The organism is Paraburkholderia sp. DD10, assembly GCF_049177125.1.
Taxonomy (GTDB): domain Bacteria; phylum Pseudomonadota; class Gammaproteobacteria; order Burkholderiales; family Burkholderiaceae; genus Paraburkholderia; species Paraburkholderia terricola.
Genome location: NZ_CP185393.1, coordinates 167,339 through 192,099 on the forward strand (window position 1 = coordinate 167,339; position 24,761 = coordinate 192,099).

At 64.5% G+C, this 24,761-nt stretch carries 17 protein-coding genes; 8 read left to right on the top strand and 9 right to left on the bottom strand.

What is annotated here, in order from left to right:
- Positions 1-34 precede the first annotated feature (34 nt).
- The 4 genes from panD to ACOCG7_RS16145 all read right to left on the bottom strand — a co-directional run bounded on the left by panD (position 35) and on the right by ACOCG7_RS16145 (position 2,562).
- On the bottom strand, positions 35-421 hold the full coding sequence (gene panD, locus ACOCG7_RS16130) for an aspartate 1-decarboxylase (protein WP_073431973.1): 387 nt from the start codon (positions 419-421) through the stop codon (positions 35-37).
- 50 nt (positions 422-471) lie between these two features.
- Positions 472-1,305, bottom strand: coding sequence for a pantoate--beta-alanine ligase (gene panC / locus ACOCG7_RS16135; protein WP_073431974.1), 834 nt, complete (start codon positions 1,303-1,305; stop codon positions 472-474).
- A gap of 191 nt (positions 1,306-1,496) precedes the next feature.
- Complete coding sequence (locus ACOCG7_RS16140; RefSeq protein WP_073431975.1) at positions 1,497-2,372, bottom strand: segregation and condensation protein A; 876 nt, start codon at positions 2,370-2,372, stop codon at positions 1,497-1,499.
- 4 nt (positions 2,373-2,376) lie between these two features.
- Positions 2,377-2,562 carry a DUF3460 family protein gene (locus ACOCG7_RS16145; protein ID WP_073431976.1) on the bottom strand — a complete coding sequence of 62 codons (186 nt, stop codon included), beginning with the start codon at positions 2,560-2,562 and terminating at the stop codon, positions 2,377-2,379.
- Positions 2,563-2,989: 427 nt separating this feature from the next.
- Between ACOCG7_RS16145 and ACOCG7_RS16150 the strand changes: the two genes are divergently transcribed.
- Both ACOCG7_RS16150 and ACOCG7_RS16155 read left to right on the top strand, forming a co-directional pair.
- A complete protein-coding gene (locus tag ACOCG7_RS16150) occupies positions 2,990-4,828 on the top strand; it encodes an autotransporter assembly complex protein TamA (protein ID WP_114162020.1) in 1,839 nt (612 codons plus the stop codon).
- 28 nt (positions 4,829-4,856) lie between these two features.
- Positions 4,857-9,200, top strand: a complete 4,344-nt coding sequence (locus tag ACOCG7_RS16155) for a translocation/assembly module TamB domain-containing protein (RefSeq protein WP_421379070.1) — start codon at positions 4,857-4,859, stop codon at positions 9,198-9,200.
- A 147-nt stretch (positions 9,201-9,347) separates the two neighbouring features.
- Here the strand turns inward: ACOCG7_RS16155 and metG are convergent, their stop codons facing one another.
- The gene (metG, locus tag ACOCG7_RS16160) at positions 9,348-11,489 is read right to left on the bottom strand and encodes a methionine--tRNA ligase (protein ID WP_114162022.1); all 2,142 of its coding nucleotides are present in this window, start codon (positions 11,487-11,489) and stop codon (positions 9,348-9,350) included.
- Between the two features lie 350 nt (positions 11,490-11,839).
- Entirely contained in the window at positions 11,840-12,493 is a 654-nt protein-coding gene (locus ACOCG7_RS16165; RefSeq protein ID WP_073431981.1) for an OmpA family protein, read from the bottom strand.
- 339 nt (positions 12,494-12,832) lie between these two features.
- On the opposite strand from ACOCG7_RS16165, the gene apbC reads away from it, so the two are divergent.
- The 5 genes from apbC (at position 12,833) to ACOCG7_RS16190 (ending at position 18,572) form a co-directional block, all read left to right on the top strand.
- On the top strand, positions 12,833-13,921 hold the full coding sequence (gene apbC, locus ACOCG7_RS16170) for an iron-sulfur cluster carrier protein ApbC (protein ID WP_073431982.1): 1,089 nt from the start codon (positions 12,833-12,835) through the stop codon (positions 13,919-13,921).
- A 132-nt stretch (positions 13,922-14,053) separates the two neighbouring features.
- A complete protein-coding gene (locus tag ACOCG7_RS16175) occupies positions 14,054-14,587 on the top strand; it encodes a superoxide dismutase family protein (RefSeq protein ID WP_073431983.1) in 534 nt (177 codons plus the stop codon).
- 302 nt (positions 14,588-14,889) lie between these two features.
- Positions 14,890-15,459: a dCTP deaminase gene (gene dcd / locus ACOCG7_RS16180; protein ID WP_012432068.1), complete on the top strand. Its 570-nt coding sequence runs from the start codon at positions 14,890-14,892 to the stop codon at positions 15,457-15,459.
- Positions 15,460-15,546: 87 nt separating this feature from the next.
- The gene (locus ACOCG7_RS16185; protein ID WP_073431984.1) at positions 15,547-17,832 is read left to right on the top strand and encodes an arginine/lysine/ornithine decarboxylase; all 2,286 of its coding nucleotides are present in this window, start codon (positions 15,547-15,549) and stop codon (positions 17,830-17,832) included.
- Positions 17,833-17,843: 11 nt separating this feature from the next.
- On the top strand, positions 17,844-18,572 hold the full coding sequence (locus tag ACOCG7_RS16190) for a lysozyme inhibitor LprI family protein (RefSeq protein WP_244219967.1): 729 nt from the start codon (positions 17,844-17,846) through the stop codon (positions 18,570-18,572).
- Positions 18,573-18,690: 118 nt separating this feature from the next.
- Here the strand turns inward: ACOCG7_RS16190 and ACOCG7_RS16195 are convergent, their stop codons facing one another.
- Entirely contained in the window at positions 18,691-19,929 is a 1,239-nt protein-coding gene (locus ACOCG7_RS16195; RefSeq protein ID WP_342346033.1) for an IS4 family transposase, read from the bottom strand.
- A 214-nt stretch (positions 19,930-20,143) separates the two neighbouring features.
- Here ACOCG7_RS16195 and ACOCG7_RS16200 point away from each other — a divergent pair, with 214 nt between their 5' ends.
- Positions 20,144-21,274 (top strand): IS481 family transposase, encoded by a 1,131-nt coding sequence (locus ACOCG7_RS16200; RefSeq protein ID WP_114161853.1) that lies wholly within the window; start codon positions 20,144-20,146, stop codon positions 21,272-21,274.
- A 753-nt stretch (positions 21,275-22,027) separates the two neighbouring features.
- Here ACOCG7_RS16200 and ACOCG7_RS16205 read toward each other — a convergent pair.
- Positions 22,028-23,944, bottom strand: coding sequence for a bifunctional transcriptional regulator/glucokinase (locus tag ACOCG7_RS16205; protein WP_073430796.1), 1,917 nt, complete (start codon positions 23,942-23,944; stop codon positions 22,028-22,030).
- Complete coding sequence (gene pgl, locus ACOCG7_RS16210; protein WP_114162023.1) at positions 23,922-24,629, bottom strand: 6-phosphogluconolactonase; 708 nt, start codon at positions 24,627-24,629, stop codon at positions 23,922-23,924. The genes ACOCG7_RS16205 and pgl overlap by 23 nt, the downstream gene beginning before the upstream one ends.
- Between the last annotated feature and the right edge of the window lie 132 nt (positions 24,630-24,761).

The window sequence follows — 24,761 nt, forward strand, 5'->3', positions numbered from 1 at the left end:
TGGCGTTGAGAAGCGGCGCGAGTGAACTACGGCCTCAAGTCCAGTTTTGCGTCGGCACGTGATCGCGGCTGCCCTTGATCTTGTTGTGCTCGTCGACGAACACGAGGTCCGGCTTCCAGCCCGCCTTCAGTTCCGCTTCATCGACCACCGCGAACGCCGCGATGATCACCAGATCGCCGAGCTGCGCGCGCCGCGCGGCCGAACCGTTCAGCGAAATCATGCCGCTGCCGCGTTCGCCCTTGATCGCGTAGGTCGAGAAACGCTCGCCGTTGTTGATGTTCCAGATGTCGATGCGTTCGTTTTCGACGATGTTCGCCGCTTCCAGCAAATCCTCGTCGATCGCGCACGAGCCTTCGTAGTGCAGTTCGCAATGCGTGACCGCGACGCGGTGGATCTTCGACTTCAGCATGTTGCGTTGCATGACCAATCCCTTGTGGCTTCCTGTCCGTTTCTACGCGACGTAAGACGATTTCAGATTTCGAGGTTGTCGATGAGGCGAGTCGTGCCGAGCTTGGCGGCGGCCAGCACCACCAGTTCGGCGTTGGCGTCTTGCGGTCCCGGCGGGAGCAGATTCGAGCGCTTGCGCACCGCGACGTAATCGGGCTGCCAGCCGCGCGCGGCCAACGCCGTCATCGCCGCCTGTTCGAGCTTGGCGAAGTCGCGCTCGCCGGACAGCACCGCGTCGCGCACGCGATTGAGTTCGGCGGCCAGCCTCGGCGCCTCGGCGCGCTCGGCGGCCTGCAAAAAGCGGTTGCGCGAGCTGAGCGCGAGGCCGTCGGCGTCACGCACGGTTTCGGCGGCGATGATGTCGGTGGGCAGCGCGAACTGGTGGCACATGCTGCGCACGATCATCAACTGCTGGTAATCCTTCTTGCCGAACACGGCGACGCGCGGCTGCACGCACGACATCAGTTTCATCACCACCGTGCACACGCCCTGGAAGAAGCCGGGGCGGAATTCACCTTCGAGAATGTCGCCCAGATCGTGCGGCGGATGCACGCGGTACTCCTGCGGCTCCGGATAGAGGTCTTTTTCCGTCGGCGCGAACAGCACGTAGACGTTTTCCTTTTGCAGCTTCTCGATGTCGGCTTCGAGCGTGCGCGGGTATTTGTCGAAGTCCTCGTTCGGGCCGAACTGCAGCCGGTTGACGAAGATGCTCGCCACCACCGGATCGCCGTGCTGACGCGCGAGACGCATCAGCGACAAATGGCCTTCATGCAGATTGCCCATGGTCGGCACGAAGGCGGTGCGATTCTGGCCGCGCAACTGGTCGCGCAATTCATGGATCGAGCTGATGACTTTCATGATCGGACTGGAAATTCCTGGCGCGACGCGAGACTGGGTTGGTGCGAAAAATCAGCTTTTCGCGCGGCCCGCCGCCTCACTGGTGATGAAAGGTTCGGAGCGCGGGATTGTAGTGGATTTGCGCCGCTGGCGCACCGGAACGAGGCATGCGGGCCGCGCGTGGTGCACGGATCGGCGCATGGCTCGCGGCTTCATGCCGGCAGATAGGCAAGGCGCACATAGATCGGCGCGAACGGCTCGGCCTGAGTGATTTCGACGAGCGACTCGCGGCACAGTTCGAGCACGGCAATGAAATTCACGACCACCACCGGCACGCCCTTGCTCGTGTCGAACAGGTCGGCGAACTCCATGAAGCGCGCGTTCTGCAATTGCCGCAGGATCGAGCTCATATGCTCGCGCACCGACAATTCCTCGCGCGAAATCTTGTGATGCTGAACCAGCTTGGCGCGCTTGATCACGTCGGCCCACGCGGCGCGCAGGTCTTCGCTGTTCACGTCCGGAAAGCGCGGCGTGATGCTTTGTTCGATATAGACCTCGGCGCGCAGGAAGTCGCGCCCGAGCTGCGGCAACTGGTCGATGCGCTGCGCGGCGAGTTTCATCTGCTCGTATTCCAGCAGGCGGCGCACCAGTTCCGCGCGGGGGTCCTCGGCTTCCTCGCCGCTGTCCGCCTTCTTCACCGGCAGCAGCATGCGCGACTTGATCTCGATCAGCATCGCGGCCATCAGCAGATATTCCGACGCGAGTTCGAGATTGGTCTGGCGCAACTGCTCGACGTAGCCCAGGTACTGCACCGTGACGTCCGCCATCGGAATGTCGAGCACGTTGAAGTTCTGCTTGCGGATCAGGTACAGCAACAGATCCAGCGGTCCTTCGAACGTTTCGAGAAACACCTCGAGCGCGTCCGGCGGAATGTACAGGTCGGTCGGCAGCTTGAAGAGCGGCTCGCCGTACAGGCGCGCGAAGGCGATGCCGTCGACGGTGTCCGGCGTCGAGTCGGTGGTGGGCGCGGCAAGCGCGGCGTCGCCGGCGGCCGGCCGTGCGCCGTGTGCCTCGTCGGCGTGACTCACGCGCTTAGAAGTTTTGATAGTACGAGTAAGGCGTCTGTTCGACGCGCGAGGCTTTCTGCTCGGCGCGTTCTTCCAGGTCGATCGGCTGTTTGTCCCACAGCAGCGCGCGGCCGCGGCGTTGTTCGGCCTCGAGGCTGGGCTTCTGTTGCTTGAGCTGGTTCAGGAACTGGGTGATGTCCGATTGATACATGGCTCGACGTCCGTGGTGTGGGAAATGGCGGCGGCCTGGCAGTAAGAGGGGAGCGGCGCCGCAGCTATTCCATAATTTTACCGCATGCGCCGCGCGCGGACGAAAAACGGCGGCCGCGCGAGAGGGCGGTGTGCAAGAATTCCTGGAACCCGCGCGGCGCGGGGCGCGTCAAAGGCGGGCATCGCCGATACGGCGGCGTCTGACGCATGACACGGTATTCGGCGTGCATTCCCCGAGCCGATCGGCGCGCACGGCGTTGGGCCGACGGCATCGCGCATTGCGCATGCGTTGAGCGCCCATGCGCTGCGGCGTCGGGCGAACGCTTGTGAACCGATTGCGCGACGTCGCCGATGTGGTCAAATAGCGAGCTTCGGCCGCCGCGGCGCGCCTGAGCGACAGAATTCATCAACCACGTCCGGAGGATTGTTTGGCGGGATGTGCGATCGAAAAGCCGCATCCGCGGCGCGGCGAGACCGGCCTCGGGCGCGGGCACATGGCGTCCATCCGGCGCTGGCTGCGCGCGTGGCTGGCATTCGGCATCGTCATGTCGATGCTGGCCGTGACCGACGCCCACGCGGCGCGGCGCGCGGCCGCCAGCTACAAGGTCGAGATCGAAGCCACGCCGCGTTCGCTGCGCAAGCTGCTCGAGGAGCATCTGGATATCGCGCGGTTCGCCAAACGGCCCGACATCAGCGACGACCAGTTCCAGTTTCTGATTACCGCCACGCCCCAGCAGGTGCGCGACCTGGCGTCCACGCAGGGTTATTTCACGCCGGTGGTACGCACCGACGTGCGAACCGTCGACGATAAAAAGCGCGTCACGGTCAGTGTCGATCCCGGCCCGCTCACCACCATCAGTTCGATTTCGATCTCGTTTCGCGGCGCGGTGCTGACCGAGGACCCGGCGCAGGAAAATACCGCGCGCTTCGCGTTCTCGTTGCACGAGGGCGATCCGTTCTCGCAGGGCGGCTGGGACGACGCCAAGAACGCGGCGCTCAAGGCCTTGCAGGCGCGCCGCTATCTCGGCGCGAAGATCTACCATTCCGAGGCGCGCGTCGATCCGCGCACGCACGAGGCGACGTTGTCGGTCACGTATGAAAGCGGGCCGACCTTCACGATGGGCAAACTCGACGTATCCGGCACGCGGCGCTATCCCGAGCAGATCGTCGACAACGTGAATCCGATTTCGGTCGGCGACATCTACGACGTGCAGCGCGTCGCCGAATTGCAGCGGCAGTTGCAGAACACGCCGTATTACGCGAGCGTCGCGATCGACGTGGACAGCGACCCGGCCAAACCGCTCGAGACGCCGATGCACGTCAAGGTGTCGGAGTACCCGTACAACAGCGTGCGTGGCGGCGTCGGCTATTCGACGGACAACGGCCCGCTGATCCAGGGCGCGTACTCGTATCTCGACACCTTCGGCAAGGCGTGGCCGTTCACGATCGAGGGCCGCGTCGACCAGAACCAGCAATACGGACAAATCCAGTTGGCGATGCCGCCGGGGCGGCGCGCGTGGACCAACAGCGTGCTGGCGTCCTACACCACCACCGACGTTTCCGATACGCGCATCTACAGTATTCGCGCCGGCGTGCAGCGCGCCCGTACCTCGCAGTTCATCGACTACAACTACTCGATCCTCTTCTATCAGGACCGTCTCGACCAGAATGCGATTGCGCCGACCACCAGCCGCGCGCTGGTGCCGTCATGGTCCTGGACCCGCCGCCATACCGACGACCCGTTGTTTCCGCGTTCGGGCAACCTGCTTCACGTCGAGGCGGGCTTCGCGGTCAAGGGCGTGCTGACCGACCAGACGTTCATCCGCGGCTACGCGCGCGGTCAGCAGTATCTGCCGATCGGCAAGGAAGACATCGTGCTGCTGCGCGCCGAACTCGGCGGCGTGTTCACGAGCGGCAGTTCGAGCGGCATTCCGGCTTCGCTGCTGTTTCGCGCCGGGGGTTCGAATTCGGTGCGCGGCTATGGCTACCAGAGCATCGGTAATAGCGTCGCCGGTTCGGTGCTGCCCACCAAGTATCTCGTGACGGCGACGGCCGAATATCAGCACTGGTTTACTCACGATTGGGGCGCCGCCGCGTTCTTCGACATCGGCACCGCGACGGATACCTGGGGCGAAAAAGTTTTTTATCCCGGCGTCGGCATCGGCGCGCGCTGGCGCAGCCCGGTCGGTCCGGTGAACGTGGACGTCGCTTACGGCATCCGCAACCAGAGCGTGCGGCCGTATCTGACGCTCGGCATCGCCTTCTGATGGACACCTGCTTCTACATGATCCACGCATGACCACGGACGTTTCCGCTCAATCTTCCGCGCAGCCGCCCGGCACGCCTCCGCCAGGAGAGCCGCCCGGACAACCGCCGCCTGCCGACGCGCCGCCGCCGAGGCGCCGTCTCGGCCGGCTGCTGCTGAAAACGCTCGCGTGGACGGTCGCGGTGTTGGTGCTGCTGCTCGCGCTGGCGCTCGGTCTGCTGTACGGCGCGCTGACGACCGAGCGCGGCACCGCGTACGCGTGGCAGGCGGCGGTCAGGCTGCTGGGCGGCAAGCTCACGGGCACGCTCGAAGGCGGCGCGCTCGCGAACGGCGTGCAACTGCGGCAAGTACGCTGGCGCAGCCTCGACGGCAGCGGCACCGACATCCAGATCGACCGCGTCGCGGGCCGCTGGGGACTCACGCGCGAGCCCTGGCGCTTCGCGATCGACTATCTGCATGTCGGCACGATCGACGCCCGGGTGGGCGCTTCGTCGAAGAGCAGCGAACCGCTGACGCTGCCGCAAGACTTGCGCTTGCCGCTGCAACTCGAGGTGCGCGACGTCCGGGTCGATAAGCTGTTGTTGCGCCAGGGCGGGTCGACGACCGAGTTCTCGCATTTCGCGTTTCATGGCCGCAGCGACGGGCGTCATCATCAAGCCGCGATCGAGCGGCTCGACACGCCGTTCGGCGCCTTGACGGCGACGGCCAGGCTCGATGGCGCGCGGCCGTTTCCGCTTTCCGGCGACGTCGGCTATTCGGGCAAGGTCAACGAGGAAGCGGTTCAGGTGGACGGTCATTTGAGCGGCTCGCTGGAAAATCTGGTCGCCGAACTCGACGCCACCGGCATGAAGCTCGCCGGTCATGCGCGGGTCGAGGCCACGCCGTTCGGCGCGGTGCCTTTGCAGCGCGCCACGCTGACCTTCGATCACGTCAATCCGCAGGCGTTTGCGCCGGGTGCGCCGCTGGCGGATCTGGCGGTGCGGGCGGAGTTGCAGCCGGTAGGGCACGAGGAGGCGCCGGGCGGGGCGGGCGCGGTCGAGCTGGTTCCGGGCGCGGCGAGCGGGACGATGGCGGCGAGCGCTGCCGAGGCCGGCGGAGCTTCCGGTGCGGTGGGCGCCGGCAACGGCCGCGTTGCTCCCCACGCCGCCCAAAAAAGCGCCGCCGGTTTCGCCGTGGCCGGCCACATGTCGATCGTCAACGCCAAACCCGGCGCGATCGACCAGAACCTCCTGCCGCTGATCGACGCCAACGCCGACGTGCGCCTCGACGCCGAGGCGCAGCGCATCTCGAACCTGAACGTCCGGCTCGTGAAGAACGCCACGCTGACCGGCGGCGGCGCGCTGACCGGCAAGCGCGGGCGATTCGATCTACAGGTCGCCGGGCTCGACCTGAACGCGCTGCAGGCAACCGTGCGGCCCACGCAGCTTTCCGGCCCGATCGGCGTCCGTCTGAACGACGACGTGCAAAGTCTCACGCTCGATCTCGTCGATCCAAAAGCGGCGCTGCGCGCGCAAGGCAAGCTGATATTCGATCCGGCCCGCATCGCCTTCAACGACGTGCGCATCACGTCGGGCAAGGGCCGCATCGATCTGTCCGGCGCGCTCAAGCACGACGCGAACTCCAGCTACAACCTGAAAGCGCAACTGACCGATTTCGATCCGTTGACGCTGACATCGCAGATGCCATCGCGCACGCCGGTGACCGGGGCGACGCCGGCGTCGAGGGCCGACAAGGCCAAACAGGCCGCGGCCGAAGCGGGCAGCACGGCCGGCGCCAAAAGCGCGGCCCCAGGCGACAAAGCCGCCGCCGTGGCGAAAAACACCGCGAAGGCCACGGTGAAGTCGGAAGTCGTTCAGCGCAAGACACCGCCGCCACGACGCGGCGCGCCGCCCGTCCGCAAGATCGAGGCACGCGTGAACGGCACGCTCACCGCGGCCGGCATGCTGGCTCCGGTCTTCACCACCAAGGCCGAATTCAAGCTCGGTCCGAGCGTCTACGACGGCCTGCCGCTGACCGGCGGCGGCACGATCCAGCTCGCCGGCTCGCGGATCTTGCCGAGTCGCGCGAATCTGTCGGTGGCGGGCAACCAGGTGGACCTGCAAGGCAGTTTCGGCGCGCGCGGCGACCGGCTGCGTTTTCGTGTCGACGCACCGCAACTGGCGCGCCTCGGTTTCGGACTCGCCGGCCTGGTGGCGGCCGACGGCGATCTCACCGGCTCGTTCGAGCACCCGAATGTCGTGCTGAACTACAAGGCTGACAGCGTGGTGTTCAGCAGCAACCGCGTCGGTCATGCGGAAGGTCATGCGGAACTGCGCGACGGCGCGAACGGCGCGCTGGTCTTCAGCACCGACGCGCGCAACGTGAGCGCGGGCGGCGTCGACCTGGCCACGCTCACGGCGCGTCTGTCCGGCACGCGCGCCAATCACACGCTCGAGGCCGCGGCCACCGGCAAGCTGCAGGACCGTCCGCTCGCTCTCACGCTCGCCGCCAACGGCAAGCTGACCGAAGCCCGCGACGGCACGCGCTGGGACGGCACCGTGACCCGTTTGCAGAACCGCGGCACGCCGGCGCTGAATCTCGAAGCGCCGCTCGCGGTGAGCGCCGGGCCGAGCCGCCTGACCCTCGGCGCGACCCGCCTCACGCTCGAAGGCGCGGTGCTGAGCCTGAAATCGTTCGCCTTCGACCACGGCAAGATTCAGTCGGCGGGCAGCTTGACCGATATTTCGCTCGCGCGTTTGCAGGATCTGCGGCGCGAGGTCACCGGCACGCCGCCCGCCGTCAAGACCGATCTCGTGTTCGACGGCGAGTGGGATTTCTCGCTGGGCAGCACGGCTAGCGGCCACATCCAGTTGAAGCGCCGCGCCGGCGACGTCACGGTCGAAATCGGCCGCGGCCTCGCCTCGCTGGGCATCACCGACCTCAGCGCGCGCGCCGACTTCACCGGCGGCAACCGGCTCAATGCCACCGTGCATGCGCAGGCCAACCGGATCGGCGTGATCGATGCCGACGCGCACACCACGCTCGCGATGCGCGACGGTTTCCTCACCGTGAACGAAGAGGGCCCGCTCACCGGCAACGTGAATGCGAACGTGCCGTCGCTCAAAACCACCGGCGGCCTGTTCGGGCCGAGTTATCTGCTCGACGGCCACCTCGCGCTCAAGCTAGCGCTCGGCGGCACGGTCGCCAAGCCGAACCTGACCGGGTCGCTGATCGGCGACGGTTTGTCCGCGACGCTGGTGGACCAGGGCGTGCAGTTGAAGGACGGCGTGGTGCGCATCGCGCTCTCGCACAATCTGGTCGATTTCCAGCAGGTCGAGTTTCACGGCGCGAGCGGCACGCTGCGCGCGACCGGGCGCGTGCGTCTGGACGGCGCGGAGCCGGACCTGACCGCGAGCATCGTCGCGGACAAGCTCGAGCTGTTCGCGGCGCCGGACCGGAATTTGTCGCTGTCGGGCAGCGCGAGCGTGGCCAACGCCGGCGCACAGGGCGGCATGGCGATCAACGGCAAATTCGCGGTCGACCATGCGTTGTTCGACATGCCGGAAGAGTCCGCGCCGAAACTGGGCGACGACGTGGTGGTGGTGCGCCCGGACGGCACGGTCGCGGGCGAGCGGCCGAAGCCGGTGCCCGGCACCAACAAGCCGGTCGGCCCGTTCGCGCCGCGCGCCAATATCGACATCGACCTCGGCAAGGATTTCCGTTTCCGCGGACAAGGCGCGGACCTGGGCCTGACCGGCACGATCACCGCGATGAGCGCGCCGAATCTGCCGCTGCGCGCGGTCGGCAATGTGCGGGTCACGCCAGGCTCGACGTATACGCAGTTCGGCCGCAAGCTCAACATCGAGAACGGCTTTTTCACGTTCAACGGTCCGGTGGCGAATCCGGGCATCAATATTCTGGCGATGCGCCGCAATCAGCAGGTCGAGGCGGGCGTGCAGGTCACGGGCACGGTTCAGTTCCCGGTGGCGAAGCTGGTGTCGGAGCCGAACGTGCCGGATAACGAAAAGCTTTCGTGGCTGCTTTTCGGCCACGGCACGGACCAGGGCAACAACGTCGGACAGCAAAGCACCATGACGACGGCGCTCGCGCTGCTCGGCAGCGCGAGCGGCAAGCGGATCGCGCAGACCTTTGGGCTCGACGAGTTTTCCATCGGCCGAAGCGAGGTCGGGCTGACCGATCCGCAGGTGGTGATGGTGTCGAAGGCGATCAACGAGTGGCTCGTGATCGGCTATGAGCAGGGGCTGCAGTCGGCGAGCAATGCAATCAAGGCGACGGTCAATCTGACGCGCTACTGGTCCGTTGCGACTTACGGCGGCACTTTCGACGGCGTCGAACTGCTGTATACGCGGCGCTTCGACCGGATCCGGTGGTGATGGCCGGATCGCCGCGAGAGCGGCGCGGCGGGCAACGCCACGTCACGGCATAAAAAAACGGCACGCCTTTGCAGGGCGTGCCGTTTTTTGTTCGTGCCTCCCGGCTTTGAAGCCGGGCGCCGCGCTTCCTTCGGGCTTACTTCACGTTTATTTCACGCGCATGCCCGGCTTTGCGCCGCTGTCCGGCTCCAGCACGTAGAGGCCCGGTTCGGCTTTCTCGTCCGTGGCCGACGCCGCGAGCACCATGCCCTCGGACATGCCGAACTTCATCTTGCGCGGCGCGAGATTCGCGACCATCACCGTCAGCTTGCCGACCAGTTGCTCCGGCTGATACGCCGACTTGATGCCCGAGAACACGTTGCGGGTGTTCTCCTCGCCGACGTCGAGCGTGAGTTGCAGCAATTTGTCCGAGCCTTCCACCGCCTTGCAGTCGACGATCTTCGCGATGCGCAGATCGATCTTGGCGAAGTCGTCGATCGAGATGATGGCGGGTGCTTCGTCTTTGTCGGCAGCGGCGGCCGCTGCTGCCCTTGCCGCCTTCGACTTGTGCTTCGCGTCGGCCGGCGCCGTTTCCGGCGTGGCTTGCAGCGAATCGCGATTGGCCGCCAGCAGCGCCTCGATCTGCTTCGGATCGACGCGCGTCATCAAATGCTTGTACGCGTTGATGGGGCGCGCGGAGGACAGCGGCACGTTGGCGTCGGCCCACACCAGCGGCTCGATGTCCAGGAAGCCTTCGACGGCTTCGGCCAGCTTCGGCAGCACGGGCTTGAGCGCCAGCGACAGCAGACGGAAAGCCTCGATGCTCACGCTGCAGGTTTCATGCAGCGCGTCCGGGTTTGCCGCGTCTTTCGCCTGATCCCACGGCTTGGCGGTGTCGACGTAGGCATTGACCGCGTCGGCCAGGTCCATGGTTTGACGCAGCGCGCGGTTGTACTCGCGCGCCTCGTAGTTCGCGGCGATCTGCGGCACGGCGGCGCGCAGCGAGGCGAGCAGCGGATGCTGCATCGCGCTGTCCCGCACGCGGCCGTCGAAACGCTTGATCAGGAAGCCGGCGGCGCGGCTCGCGATGTTCACGTACTTGCCCACCAGATCGCTGTTCACGCGCGCCTGGAAGTCGTCGAGGTTCAGGTCGAGGTCTTCCATCGTGCTGTTCAGCTTGGCCGCGAAGTAATAGCGCAGCCATTCCGGATTGAGGCCCGTGTCGATCACGCTTTGCGCGGTGATGAAGGTGCCGCGCGACTTCGACATCTTCGCGCCGTCCACCGTCAGGAACCCGTGCGCGAACACGTTGGTCGGCGTGCGGTGGCCCGAAAACTCGAGCATGGCCGGCCAGAACAGCGTGTGGAAATACAGAATGTCCTTGCCGATGAAATGGTATTGCTCGGCGGTCGAGCCTTGGCGGACCCACGCGTCGAAATCCAGCCCGCGTTTTTCAGCGAGGTTCTTGAAGCTCGCGTAATAGCCGACCGGCGCATCCAGCCACACGTAGAAATACTTGCCCGGCGCGCCCGGAATCTCGAAGCCGAAATACGGCGCGTCGCGCGAGATGTCCCAATCGGCGAGCTTCGCTTCGCCGGCGTCGCCGAGCCATTCGCGCATCTTGTTGGTGGCTTCGGGCTGCGCCAGGCCGCCCACCCACGCGCGCAGGAAATTCTCGCAGCGCGGATCCGACAGGCGGAAGAAATAGTGCGTCGACGTCTTGCGGATCGGCGTGGCGCCGGAGACCACCGAATAGGGATTGACCAGTTCGGTGGGCTGGTAAGTGGAACCGCACACTTCGCAACTGTCGCCGTATTGGTCTTTCGCGCCGCACTTCGGACACTCGCCCTTGATGAAGCGGTCCGGCAGGAACATTTCCTTGACGGGGTCGTAGGCCTGTTCGATATCGCGCGCGTCGATCAGGCCGGCTTCTTGCAACGCGAGATAGACGTTCTCGCTGAGAATGCGGTTCTCTTCGGAATCGGTCGTGTAGTAATTGTCGAAGGAAATCCCGAAGCTGTCGAAATCGCGCTTGTGCTCCTGCCACACGCGGTCGATCAACTGTTTCGGCGTGAGCCCTTCCTTTTCCGCGCGCAGCATGACCGGCGTGCCGTGCGTGTCGTCGGCGCCCACGTAATAGACCTCGTGACCGTGCATTCGCAACGTCCGAACCCAGATGTCCGTCTGGATATATTCGACCAGATGGCCAATATGGATTTGCCCATTCGCATACGGAAGGGCCGACGTGACGAGAACCTGGCGACGGCCTGACGGCGCGCCTGCGGAGAGATCGGTTGCGGGTGCTGACATAAGGATGGTGGGAGCCTGCGGTGGGACGAAACGTTGATTCTAGCAGGGCAGGCGCCCGGCGCGGCGCGGGCTGGATCGGCTGGAGGGGCCGTGAAGAAGCGCGACGGTGTATACCGAGCGCCCAAAAAAAACCGGGGCTATTAAACCCCGGAGCAACAACGACAAGAGGAGAATGGTGACGCGGCGGCGATTGCCAGCCACGTACCGTAAAGAGAGACAGCGGATTTTCAGCAGAGTTCGAAATTTTTTACGTTCTCGTGCAGGTTTTCTCCCAGCTCGGTTTTACGGTTCGCGGACGCCCGCGGCACAAGCCCGGCGCCCGCTTCCTCATCCTCTTTCGAGCCGTGACGTCATTGCGTGGCGTGCTGCGCCGTGGCGCGCAGATAGATTTCCACGCGACGGTTCGCGGCGCGGCCGGCTTCGGTGTTGTTGTCGGCGATCGGCTGGTTCGGGCCCATGCCTTGTGCCGACAGGCGTTGCGGCGCGACGCCACGTTGGCCCAGGTAGCCCGTCACGCTTTGCGCGCGGTTGACCGACAGCGTCTGGTTGTACGCCGGCTGGCCGGTGCTATCCGTGTGGCCGACCACCTGAGCGATCAGTTCCGGGTTCTGCTGCAGGGTCTGCGCAAGCTGATCCAGCACCGGCGCAAACGACGGCTTGACCGCGTAGCTGTTCGTGTCGAACGTGACCGAGCTCGGAATGTTCAGCTTGAGCGAGCCGTCCGGCTGCTCGGTGATCTGCGTACCGGTGCCCTTGGTGGCGCCGGAGAGCTTGTTGTGAATGGCTTGCCAGTTGTAGCCGGTGATGCCGCCCACCGCTGCGCCGACGCCTGCGCCGATCGCCGCGCCCTTGCCGCCGCCGAAGATCGCGCCCAGCGCCGCGCCGGTGCCGGCGCCCACGCCCGTACCGACGGCCGTGTTAGTGCCCTGTTGGCTTGCGCAGCCTGCCAGCAGGGAGCCGGCAACGGCGAATACAGCCAGGCGAGTCATGATTTTTGCATTCATTTTTGATTCCTCTTGAGTGAAGCGAGTAACGCGGCGGTTAGCGATCAATCCATTTCGGCTAACGTGACGCGAGTAAAGCGGACTGCTCGACAATACGGAAAATCCTACGCTTTCTAAGTCCCGGTCCGACAGTGAAGCAGGGTCTTGCGGCACGGCTTGGCGCCAGCCACTACAATATTAGCTGGTGTACGCAGCGATGCGACCCCTTCGGCGTTCCGCCTGCCGGAAGGGTGCCCGGCAGGCCGGGTTTTCGCAATGCTGTCTAACAATTTCTTTCAAATTCCGGCGCGCGCGCAGACCCGATTCGCGCCGCGCCGCAAGTGTTCCCACGGAGTGTCAATGAGTATCGATCGGGCTTTGATCGACGCTGCCCTCGCAGCCGTCACCGACCCCAACACGGGCCGGCCCTACGCCGCTGCCAGGAACATCAAGAACGTCGCCGTGGAAGGCGACACGGTCAGCCTCGAGGTGGTGCTCGGCTATCCGGCGAGACGCCAGTTCGAAGCGGTCCGCGCGCAGTTCGCGGACGCGCTGCGAGGCGTGCCGGGCGTGACGAACGCGCGCATCGAAGTGTCGCAGCAGATCGCGGCGCATACCGTGCAGCGCGGCGTGAAACTCTTGCCGAGCGTGAAAAACATCGTCGCGGTGGCGTCGGGCAAGGGCGGTGTCGGCAAGAGCACGACCGCCGTGAACCTGGCGCTGGCGCTAGCGAGCGAAGGGGCGTCGGTCGGCATACTCGACGCGGACATTTATGGTCCGTCGCTGCCCATGATGCTCGGCATCGTCGGCCGCCCCGAGTCGCCCGACGAGAAGTCGATGAACCCGATGACCGGCCACGGCGTGCAGGCCAATTCGATCGGCTTTCTGATCGAACAGGACAACCCGATGGTGTGGCGCGGCCCGATGGCCACGTCGGCGCTCGAGCAACTACTGCGGCAGACCAACTGGCAGGATCTCGACTACCTGATCGTCGACATGCCGCCTGGTACCGGCGACATTCAGCTGACCTTGTCGCAACGCGTGCCGGTGACGGGCGCCGTGATCGTCACGACGCCGCAGGACATCGCGCTACTCGACGCGAAGAAGGGTCTCAAGATGTTCGAAAAGGTCGGCATTCCGATTCTCGGCATCGTCGAGAACATGGGCATGCACATCTGCTCGAACTGCGGCCATGAAGAGCACATTTTCGGCGCCGGCGGCGGCGAGCGAATGGCGAAGGAATATGGCGTCGAGGTGCTCGGCAGTCTGCCGCTCGACATCGCGATCCGCGAGCAGGCCGACTCGGGCCGGCCGACCGTGGTGGCGGACCCCGAAGGACGCATCGCGGAGATCTACCGGTCGATCGCACGCAAGGTCGCGGTTCATATCGCCGAGCGGGCGCGCGACATGACGTCGAAGTTCCCCAACATCGTCGTGCAGAACACCTGACCGGGCGTTTGGGCGAGGCGCCTGTCCGCGCCTATTTGCGCCTGTTTGCGGCTGGTCTCGCGGTATCATGTCGGCTTCACAAGTTCGGCTCGGCGGCCGCAGGGGCGGCCGCCAGGCCGGCAAGAGGATCGCATGGGAAAACGAATCGACGGGCAGGCGGTGCATGCGTTCATCGTCCTGGCTGCCAGCAGTCTGCTGTTATGCGGCTGTAGCGCGTTCCTGAGACCACAGGAAAAGCGCGCCGACGCGCAGTTGCTGCCCACCGTGGGCAACCAGGCGCGCGGCCTCGTTACGTTCATCGAGCGCTCGGACGGCGTGCAGGTCACCTACAATCTCGCCGGCTTGCCGCCCAACAGCGACCATGCGCTGCAAGTCCACGAGCGCGGCGACTGCAACGCCGCCGACGGCTCCAGCGCCGGCCAGGTGTTCTCGCCGGCCGCCGAGCGTCTGAAAGCGGGCGCGCGGGTCGAAGGCGATCTCGGCAATATTCATGCGGATGCGAACGGCGTGGCGAGCGGCTTCATCGTCGCGCCGGACGTGTCGCTCGACGGTATCCGCTCGGTATTGCAGCGCGCGGTGCTGCTGCATCACGATGCGACCGACCCCTATGCGTATCCGCAGCATGGCGCGGGCTCCGCGCTCGCCTGCGGTTTGATTCGCCAGTGAGCGGCGGGAGTTCGATCTCCTTGCGGGCGGCCTTTGGAAGCGCGGCCGGTCATGTCTGATCGCGCGTTGGATTGTTTCTCCGGCGCACCCGCGGCAGTCTTCGTGATCGCGTAAAATGAGCGCCTTTCGTTGAGGCCGCCTGGCCCAAGGCGCGTAGGCGGGAATCCAGCCAGGCTCCACATGGCGCGGCGGCGCGGCGCTTGAAGCCCGCGGTAGCCCGCCAGTAGCCCGCCGCGAAAGTTACCCGTTGAAACCGGGCCGTTATCCGTCACCCTGTCATTCACGTCGAGCAGCGTTCACCTATGACCATCAAATCCGACAAGTGGATCCGGCGCATGGCCGCGTCGCACAACATGATCGAGCCGTTCGCGCCCGATCAGGTCCGCGTCTCCGAAGACGGCCGGAAGATCGTCAGCTACGGCACGTCGAGCTACGGTTACGACATCCGCTGCGCCGACGAATTCAAGATCTTCACGAACATCAATTCGACCATCGTCGATCCGAAGAACTTCGACGAGAAGTCGTTTGTCGATTTCAAGGGCGACGTCTGCATCATCCCGCCGAATTCGTTCGCGCTCGCCCGCACCGTCGAATATTTCCGTATTCCGCGCAGCGTGCTGACCGTGTGCCTCGGCAAGTCCACCTATGCGCGCTGCGGGATCATCGTCAACGTGACGCCGTTCGAACCGGAATGGGAAGGACACGTCACGCTCGAATTCTCGAATACGACACCTTTGCCTGCCAAAATCTACGCGAACGAAGGCGTCGCCCAGGTGCTGTTTTTCGAAAGCGACGAGATTTGTGAAACGTCGTACGCGGATCGCGGCGGCAAATATCAAGGTCAGCACGGCGTCACGTTGCCCAAGACGTAACGCCGGCAGCGCACTGATCCACCAGCTATACGGGGTGACCGCTGCAATTGACAGAATGCAGCGGTCGTTCTTTTTGGAGAATCGCCCATGAAGTTTCGTTTTCCCGTCGTCATCATCGACGAAGATTTCCGCTCCGAGAACATCTCGGGTTCCGGCATCCGGGCTCTGGCCGAGGCAATCGAGAAAGAAGGCGCGGAAGTGCTCGGGCTGACGAGCTATGGCGATCTGACGTCGTTCGCGCAGCAGTCGAGCCGCGCCTCGTGCTTCATCCTCTCGATCGACGACGACGAGCTGCTGCCCTACGTCGATAACGTCGTGGTGGAAGGCGAGACGCCGGAGCTGGCCGCCGCGATCGTCGCATTGCGCGCGTTCGTGGCCGAAGTGCGCCGCCGCAACGCGGACATTCCGATCTTCCTGTACGGCGAAACGCGCACCTCGCGCCACTTGCCGAACGACATCCTGCGCGAGTTGCACGGCTTCATCCACATGTTCGAGGATACGCCGGAGTTCGTCGCGCGCCATATCATCCGCGAGACCAAGGTGTACCTGGATTCGCTCGCGCCGCCGTTCTTCAAGGAACTGGTGCAGTACGCGGAAGAAGGCTCGTACTCATGGCACTGCCCCGGTCACTCGGGCGGCGTCGCGTTCCTCAAGAGCCCGCTCGGCCAGATGTTCCACCAGTTCTTCGGCGAGAACATGCTGCGCGCCGACGTGTGCAATGCCGTCGACGAACTCGGCCAGCTGCTCGACCACACCGGGCCGGTCGCCGCGTCCGAGCGCAACGCCGCGCGCATTTTCAGCGCCGACCACGTGTTCTTCGTGACCAACGGCACGTCGACCTCGAACAAGATCGTCTGGCACGGCACGGTGGCGCCCGGCGACATCGTGCTGGTGGACCGCAACTGCCACAAGTCGATCCTGCACGCGATCACGATGACCGGTTCGATTCCGGTGTTCCTCACGCCGACGCGCAACAATTTCGGCATCATCGGCCCGATTCCGCGCAGCGAATTCGAGCCGGAAAATATTCGCAAGAAGATCGAGGCGAATCCGTTCGCGCGCGAAGCGCTGGCGAAAAACCCCAATCTCAAGCCGCGCATCCTGACCATCACGCAGAGCACCTACGACGGCGTGATCTACAACGTCGAGATGATCAAGGGAATGTTGGGCGAATGGCTCGACACGCTGCACTTCGACGAAGCGTGGCTGCCGCACGCCGAATTCCACGAGTTCTATCAGGACATGCACGCGATCGGCGCGGGGCGCCCGCGCATCGGCGCGATGGTGTACGCCACGCACTCCACGCACAAGCTGCTGGCCGGCATTTCGCAGGCGTCGCAGATCGTCGTGCAGGATTCGAAGAACAGCCGCTTCGACAAGCACCGCTTCAACGAAGCGTATCTGATGCACACGTCCACCAGCCCGCAGTACGCGATCATCGCGTCGTGCGACGTGGCCGCCGCGATGATGGAAGCGCCGGGCGGCACCGCGCTCGTCGAGGAATCGATTGCCGAAGCGCTCGACTTCCGCCGCGCGATGAGCAAGGTCGACGCCGAATACGGCGACGACTGGTTCTTCAAGGTGTGGGGCCCTGACCAGTTCGCCGAGGAAGGCATCGGCTCGCGCGAGGACTGGATGCTGCGCCCGAACGACCCGTGGCACGGTTTCGGCCCGCTCGCCGACGGCTTCAACATGCTCGACCCGATCAAGGCGACCATCGTCACGCCGGGTCTCGACATGGACGGCGGCTTCGGCGAATCGGGCATTCCCGCCGCGATCGTCACGAAGTACCTGGCCGAGCACGGCATCATCGTCGAGAAGACCGGGCTGTATTCGTTCTTCATCATGTTTACGATCGGCATCACCAAGGGCCGCTGGAACTCGATGGTGACCGAGTTGCAGCAGTTCAAGGACGACTACGACAACAACCAGCCGCTGTGGCGCGTGTTGCCCGAGTTCGTCGCGCATCATCCGATGTACGAGCGGGTCGGCCTGCGCGATCTGTGCCAGCAGATTCACAGCGTCTACCGTGCGAACGACATTGCGCGCCTGACGACCGAGATGTACCTGTCGAGCATGGAACCGGCGATGAAGCCCTCCGACGCGTTCGCCAAGCTCGCGCACCGCGAGATCGACCGGGTACCGATCGACGAACTCGAAGGCCGCGTCACGTCGATTCTGCTGACGCCGTATCCGCCGGGCATTCCGTTGCTGATTCCGGGCGAGCGCTTCAACCGGACGATCGTCAATTACCTGCGTTTCGCGCGTGAATTCAACGAGCGCTTCCCCGGTTTCCACACGGACATCCACGGGCTGGTCGGCGAAACGATCAACGGGCGCATCGAGTACTTCGTCGATTGCGTGCGCGCCTGACGATGCGGACGATGAGGTTCCTGTGGAGCGTCGACGGCTGGCGGCGCGGGTTCGGCGCGCTGGTTGTCGCGTTCGCGCTCGGCCTCGTGCTCGGCGCCGCGTCCTCGGCGGCGCGCGCCGAAGTCGCCGCGGCCGATCCGATCGACGCGTCGATGCGTACCTGTCTCGCGCGCAGCGACATGTCGTCGGCGGCGGGGCAGGTGCAGTGCATGGACACCGCTCGAATCGCCTGGAAAACCGCGATGGACAACGCGTGGCAGCAGCTTCAGCAAGGCTTGCCGCCGGCGCGGCGCAAGCAGTGGGAAAAGAGCCAGGCAAGCTGGCAAGCGTCACGCGATGCCGAGAAGCAATTGCTCGCGGCGGTGTTCGCGACGACGCGCGGCACGAGGTATGTGCTGGCCGAAGCCGACATGCAGTTGCAGCCGGTGCGTGACCGGGCGCTCGCGCTGCGCGGCGCGGTGGCGGGGATCAACGCCGGTGGCGATCCGCCGCGCCGTCCGCGTGCGTGCGGCGCGGATGCGCGGTGCGAACATGCGATGTTCGATCTGAACCGTTATTACCGTCGCTTGCAGTCGAAGATGCCGGTGCATTCGCGATCGACGCTGACGCGGGCGCAGAAGGCGTGGACCGTGTATCTCAATGCGAGTACGCCGTTGCTCGATGAGCGTGGCCGGATCGATGTGATTGGCGCGAGAGTCGCGACGATTAAGCGGTTGTCGGAGACGGTGGGGAATGATTAAGGTGGGTGGTGCACTGCGGGCGGGGGGCTTGCTGTGTTTGGGCCTTTTCTTGATTTGTTAGTGGTCTATTAGCGTTGCCCCTGTGCGGGGCAATGCTCTCAACTTAAGCCCCGCTGCATCAAGCGAGTTTGTACGCGAGATGGAAGTGGGGCTTGGCTTTTCTGGGTGGTCTTGGATAGGAGCGTGAGGGCTGTATCCGGCATCGGGTCTGGTGGATCATTTCCAGCACACCGGCGAGGCCGTCCAGACAGCGCTGGATGCGCAGAAGACACGCGCCGAGGATGGGCTTGAGTGCGCCCAGTGCATACACCCGGTTAGGACGGCTGGCATGTCTGTCGTCGTGCGGCGCATCGAGATCGCTGAGCAGTGTGCACAGGTTGTCGGCGAGGATTTTTGCGCCGAAGTCCTGCTGTAACGCCAGGTAATCGAGGCCTGTGACGGCTTCCAGCCGCAGCCGGTGCTTGAGTCGTTTGAATGCTTCCTCGACCCGCCAGCGCTGGTGATAGAGCGCGCCGAACGATGCCGCCGGATAACGCCCGCCATCGAGCAGCGAGGTCATCAGCACACGCACGCGACCGCCCGGCGTGACGTCGCGGATCAGGCGCACAGTCGTGGGCGTACGCGCCAGTTCATAGGCGCGGGCATCCGGTTCGCTGGGCGCTTCCAGTGTCACCACATGCTCGGCTTTACCGCTGCGGGTAAAGGCGCTGACGCATTTCCAGTTACGCGCATCGACGCGCATGCAGAACGGGATTTCGCGCTGTGCGAGCGCCGCCACCATCGCGTTGCCGATATAGCCGCGATCGAGCAGCAGCAGGTCGGTATGCGGTTGCAGTACATCGAGGGCTTCGAACAGCATCTGCCGCTCGCCGCCGTCGGCGGGATGAAGTGCAGCGTGCAGGGTCAGTTCGGAACCCGGCAGGAACAGCGCAAACGCGTAGTGATCGGCGCGCAGTTCATGGCCGCGACGCGTGCCCACACGCAGGCGGCTACCGTCAGCGGCGACCAGCCTCAGGCCGTGCCAGCGCATCGAATCGATATGGGGTTGGGCCAGCGAGATCAGGCGGGCGCGGGCCAGTTCGAACAGTTCGGCAGACACTCCCCGTCGCGCCTTGCTGAAGGCCTGTGCGCTGACAGCGCGGGTGCGCCCGCCGCTGCTTCCCAGTGCGCCGAATAGCGCGTCAAGTTCGGCCTGCACACTGGCGCACATGCCGGACATCATCAGCGCGGCCATGCGCGGCAAGGTCAGTGTGCGATTGCGGGTAAAGGCAGTGGGAGAACGACGCACGCGATCCGCGAGCGCCGGATCGAGCAGGAAATCGGAGAACTCAGCCAGAAGCCGCGAGGACGCTGGTATTTGAGTTCATATCGTTGATTTATCAGTGAGTTATGCGATGAAGTTTACAGGGGCAATGCCTCGTTTACAAGCTCTTTGAGGCTTAAGTTGAGAGCATTGCTGTGCGGGGCGGCACCTACTTTTCTTTGTCGGCCTGTACAGACCGGAGACATAGCTGACAGGTGTGCGAGGACATGGTTGACACTTCCGGGTACGAAAACGCCCGGTCCCGACCATGCCCTGGAACGCAAGAGACACCATGAGCCTCAGACAGGAATTTGTTCATCTGGCCAGTCAGCGCACGCTCACGGTCACCGAACTGTGCGAGCGCTTTAACATCAGCCGGCAGACCGGCTACAAATGGCTCAGACGTGGCGAGGACGCGCTGGCGGATCAGTCGCGGCGCCCTGCCAGCAGTCCCTCGAAGACCACGGTTGAGATGGAGCAGGAGGTGGTGCGCCTGCGTCAGGCACACCCGCGCTGGGGCGGCCGCAAGATCAGCCGGCGCCTGCGGGATCTGGGCTTTGAAGCGGTGCCGCAGCCCAGCACCGTGACAGCCATCCTGCACCGGCACAATCTGATCCTGCCGGCCGGTTCAGCGATGAGTGAACCCTGGAAGCGCTTTGAGCACGAGCAGCCCAACGTCCTCTGGCAGATGGACTTCAAGGGACACTTCGATACCCTCGAGCAGGGGCGTTGTAGCCCCCTGACGGTGCTCGACGACCATTCGCGCTTCAGCATCCTGCTGCGCGCCTGTGGGCCAACCGATACGGCCACGGTGCAGGCGGGCCTGCGCGAGGCATTCGGCCACTACGGCCTGCCGTTGCGCATCAACACCGATAACGGTTCGCCATGGGGTTCACCGGGCAGCCCGGGGCAGCTCACCGAACTGGCCGTCTGGCTGATCCGGCTGGGGATCCGCATCAGCTACAGCCGGCCTTACCATCCGCAGACCAACGGCAAGGACGAGCGGTTTCACCGCACGCTGAAGGCCGAAGTGCTGAACGAACGGAGCTTCGCCACCCAGCAGCACGTGCAACGCGAACTGGACCGCTGGCGCACCATCTATAACTGCGAGCGCCCGCATGAGGCGATCGGCATGGACACTCCGATGAGCCGTTACCAGCCGAGCCCGCGGGCGTTTCCATCGGTCCTGCGCGAGCCGGAGTACGGCCCGGATGACGTGGTGCTGCGGGTCAAGGCAAATGGCGAGCTACGCTTTGAAGGACGGCGCCTGAAGGTCTCGAAAGCACTTTACCGGCTGCCGGTTGCAGCACGCGCAAAGGACGGCGAAGACGGCGTATTTGAATTCTGGTTTGCCCATCACCGCATCCTCACCCTTGACCTGAGGAGCGAAAACCGCTGACCATAAAGTGTCAACGATGTCCTCGCACGTTCGTCAACCATGTCTCCGGTCTGTACACCGGCCGCAAAGAAAAGTAGGCAAAAGAAAGCGGCTCACACCGCTAATTTTTAAGTGGGTCCCCTGGCTTGGAGGGGATCGTGGTGCATCTGGAATCCGTGCTCTCGCACACTCCGCGTTCGTGACAAGGCAGTCATACTTCCCGCCTCGCGCTGCGCGCTCGCCGGAAGGGTCTGCCTTGCAAACCAGGGGCATCGCTCGCACGCAGTTGGGAGCCGTCGGCTTCGCCTCGGCGTGGCGCCGAAAGTCGCGCCGTTCAGTTGCGCGCGACAGAGGGCAAGCACGAGTTGAATGGAAGCACCGCTTAGTCGAGAAGCGGCGCATGGTTTAGTGAAGTAGCGCCTAAAGCTACGCGTGGTTTGATGCAGTACCACATAGCGTCAAAAGCGCCGCGCGGTTTGATGAAGCACCGCGACGGCGCGCGCAGCGCCGCCGGAAGAATGACTGCCTGGTCACGAGCGTCGAATGTGCGAGGGCACGGATTCCAGATGCACCACTGCCCCCTCCAAGCCAGGGGACCCACTTAAGAGTTAGCGGTGTTAGCCGCTTTCTTTTGCCTACTTTTCTTTGCGGCCGGCAAAGAAAAGTAGGTGCCGCCCCGCACAGGGGCAACGCTAATAGACCACTAACAAATCAAGTAAAAGCCAAAACTACAAAACCACAACCCAACCCGCCGACCAGGCAAAAAACACCACATCAATCCCGCGCCGAAGAAGCGGCCCCATGACTCAACCAATCCAGCACGGCGCTCGCATCATCATCGGCACCTTGCCGCGCCCTGGCAACCGTCTCCGCCACATCCGCGCTAGGCACGGCGCGCCGAATCGCCACCCCCACAGCAAGAATATCGATCATCACCAGATGCAGAATCCGCGAAATCATCGACAACTGCGACTCGCGAATTTCAATGTGATCGGTTTCCAGCGCGACGGTCGCCCGCTTGGCCAACGGCGTATTGCTCGAAGTAATGGCAATCACCTTGGCCCCCGCCTGCATCGCCACATCCAGCACGCGCAGTAATTCGGGCGCGCGTCCCGACTTGGACACGGCAACGATCACATCACCCTTGCCGAGCAGCGCAGCCGACGCCGCCTGCATATACAGATCGCCGTAGGCAATCGTCGGAATGCCGAAACGGAAAAACTTGTAATGCGCATCCTGCGCGACGATGTTCGAATTGCCGAGCCCGTAAAACTCGATGCGCCGCGCGCCGTTCAACAGATCGATCGCCCGCTCGACATGCTCGAAGTTCAGATGCTCGCGCAACTGCAAGATCGCCGACACGGTGTTGTCGAGCACCTTCGCGCCGAAGTCCGTCGCCGTGTCGCCCAGATGCACCTGGCTATGACTCACCGGAATCGTGCCGGTCAAACCCGTCGCGAGCTTCAGCTTGAAATCCGACAAACCTTGGCAGCCGAGCGAACGGCAAAAGCGGATCACCGTCGGCTGACTCACGTCGGCCTTGCGCGCGATATCGACGATCGGATCGTTGATGATCGAGCGCGGATGATTCAGCGCGAGATCGGCCACGCGGCGCTCGGCCGGCGTCAACGCGTCGCGCATCTGGCGAATCCGTTCGAACACAGCCGATGAACTGCCGCCCGCGCGATTCGACAACTGCTCGGCGAGAATCGCCGAAACGCCGAGAAACGCCGGGTATTCGGCGGTGATCACATAGGTCGGCACGTTCTGCAAATACGCCTCGAAGCGGCCCTTGGCCTCGAACCGCTTGCGAAACGACGAGCGCGCGAAGAACTCGCCCAGGCGCGGCACCACGCCGCCGCCAATGTAGATGCCGCCCAGCGCGCCGAGCGTCACCGCGATATTGCCGGCGAAGGTGCCGAGAATGCCGCAGAACACGTCGACGGATTCGGCCGCGAGCGGCTCGCCTTCCAGCGCGCGCTTGACGATCTCGACCGTGTCGACGCTCGCCGCCACGCGTTTCTTGTCGCGGCCCGCCAGCGCGCGGTAGATGACCTCGATGCCGGGACCCGCGGCCACGCGTTCGAACGACACGTGCGACCACTTCTTGCGCGCGTATTGCAACACGATGTCCTCGCGTTCGTCCGCCGGCGCGAAGGTGGCGTGGCCGCCTTCGCTGCCGAGCGCGATCCAGCGGTCGTCGGCGGGAATCAGGCCGGATACGCCCATGCCGGTGCCCGGGCCGAGCAGGCCGATCACGCTGTTCGGACGGCGCGTGCCGCCGCCCACCTGCACGCGTTGCGCGTCGGTGAGTCCTGGCAGCGCCATGGCGAGCGCGGTGAAGTCATTCACGACCAGCAGCGTGTCGAAGCCGAGCGCGCGGCGCGTGGCTTCGATCGAAAAGCTCCAGTCGTGATTCGTCATGCTCACCTGATCGCCGTCGACCGGGTTGGCAATCGCGATGGCCGCATGATTCACGCGGCCGATCCTCGTGTCCTTCAGGTACTTCTTGATGACTTCGGCCACGCCCGGATAGTCGGCGCAAGGGTAGACCTGCACCGAGCCGATCTCCCCCGGACTGTTTTCCAGCGCGAAGCGCGCATTGGTGCCGCCGATGTCGGCCAGCAGCCTCGGTCCATCGGCGTGCTGGCCCGCGCCCGGAACAGCCTTAGTTTGCACACCAGTAGACATCGAGTCTCACTCCCTTGTCGTTCGCCAACTGCGAGATGGCATTTTTTTGTAGCGAAGCGGCGGCGGCATTCAGCACGTCCATCTTGCGCGGTCCGGCGATCAGCAGGAACAGATGCTTCACTTCTTTCAACGCGGACAGCGACCAGCTCACGCGCGCATGCGGCGCATTGCCGGGATGCACGGCGACGAAGCGCTCGGCGGTGGTGATCGCGTGATCCCATTCGGGCGCGTCGGCAAAGATCGACGCGGTATGGCCGTCTTCGCCCATGCCGAGAATCGCGACGTCCGGCACGACGCTAAAGCGCGGGTCGGCATTCAGCGCGGCAACATGCGCGTGCAGATCCTGAGCGGTGTCGGCGAGCGGCCAGAACGCGGCGTGTCGCGCGGCGTTTTGCAAGAGCGTGTCGTGTACCAGTTGCGCGTTGCTCGCGCTGTCCGTCTCGGGCACCCAGCGGTCGTCGACCAGCGTCACGGCAATGCGCGCCCAGTCGAAGGATTGCGTGGACAGCGTCTGCAGAAACGGCCGCGGACTGCTGCCGCCGGATACGGCAAGCAGGGCAGGGCGCGTGCCGGTGGCGGCCGTGGCCGCCGATGCGGCGAGCGACGCATGTAACGCGTCGCCGACCGCTTTCGCCAACGCGTCGGATTGGGCGCGTTGGTCGTCGAAAGCGTGAAGCTCGATCACTTCTCCTCCGTGCTGCTTTCTTGTTAGATCCGCGGAACGTGCGGTACTGCTCCCGTTCGACGCCTGCAAGCTGGGATGACTTGCAGGCGCCTTCGTGATACCGGCGCCATTCCGTTCAGTTCGTCGGTGGGT

Excerpts from the sequence above, each read along its gene's own strand:
- ACOCG7_RS16190 (WP_244219967.1), top strand. The coding sequence starts at position 17,844 with ATGAGGTTCCTGTGGAGCGTCGACGGCTGGCGGCGCGGGTTCGGCGCG.
- ACOCG7_RS16205 (WP_073430796.1), bottom strand. The coding sequence starts at position 23,944 with ATGTCTACTGGTGTGCAAACTAAGGCTGTTCCGGGCGCGGGCCAGCAC.
- ACOCG7_RS16165 (WP_073431981.1), bottom strand. The coding sequence starts at position 12,493 with ATGAATGCAAAAATCATGACTCGCCTGGCTGTATTCGCCGTTGCCGGC.
- dcd (WP_012432068.1), top strand. The coding sequence starts at position 14,890 with ATGACCATCAAATCCGACAAGTGGATCCGGCGCATGGCCGCGTCGCAC.
- apbC (WP_073431982.1), top strand. The coding sequence starts at position 12,833 with ATGAGTATCGATCGGGCTTTGATCGACGCTGCCCTCGCAGCCGTCACC.
- panD (WP_073431973.1), bottom strand. The coding sequence starts at position 421 with ATGCAACGCAACATGCTGAAGTCGAAGATCCACCGCGTCGCGGTCACG.
- ACOCG7_RS16175 (WP_073431983.1), top strand. The coding sequence starts at position 14,054 with ATGGGAAAACGAATCGACGGGCAGGCGGTGCATGCGTTCATCGTCCTG.
- metG (WP_114162022.1), bottom strand. The coding sequence starts at position 11,489 with ATGTCAGCACCCGCAACCGATCTCTCCGCAGGCGCGCCGTCAGGCCGT.
- ACOCG7_RS16200 (WP_114161853.1), top strand. The coding sequence starts at position 20,144 with ATGCCCTGGAACGCAAGAGACACCATGAGCCTCAGACAGGAATTTGTT.
- panC (WP_073431974.1), bottom strand. The coding sequence starts at position 1,305 with ATGAAAGTCATCAGCTCGATCCATGAATTGCGCGACCAGTTGCGCGGC.
- ACOCG7_RS16145 (WP_073431976.1), bottom strand. The coding sequence starts at position 2,562 with ATGTATCAATCGGACATCACCCAGTTCCTGAACCAGCTCAAGCAACAG.
- ACOCG7_RS16155 (WP_421379070.1), top strand. The coding sequence starts at position 4,857 with ATGACCACGGACGTTTCCGCTCAATCTTCCGCGCAGCCGCCCGGCACG.
- ACOCG7_RS16185 (WP_073431984.1), top strand. The coding sequence starts at position 15,547 with ATGAAGTTTCGTTTTCCCGTCGTCATCATCGACGAAGATTTCCGCTCC.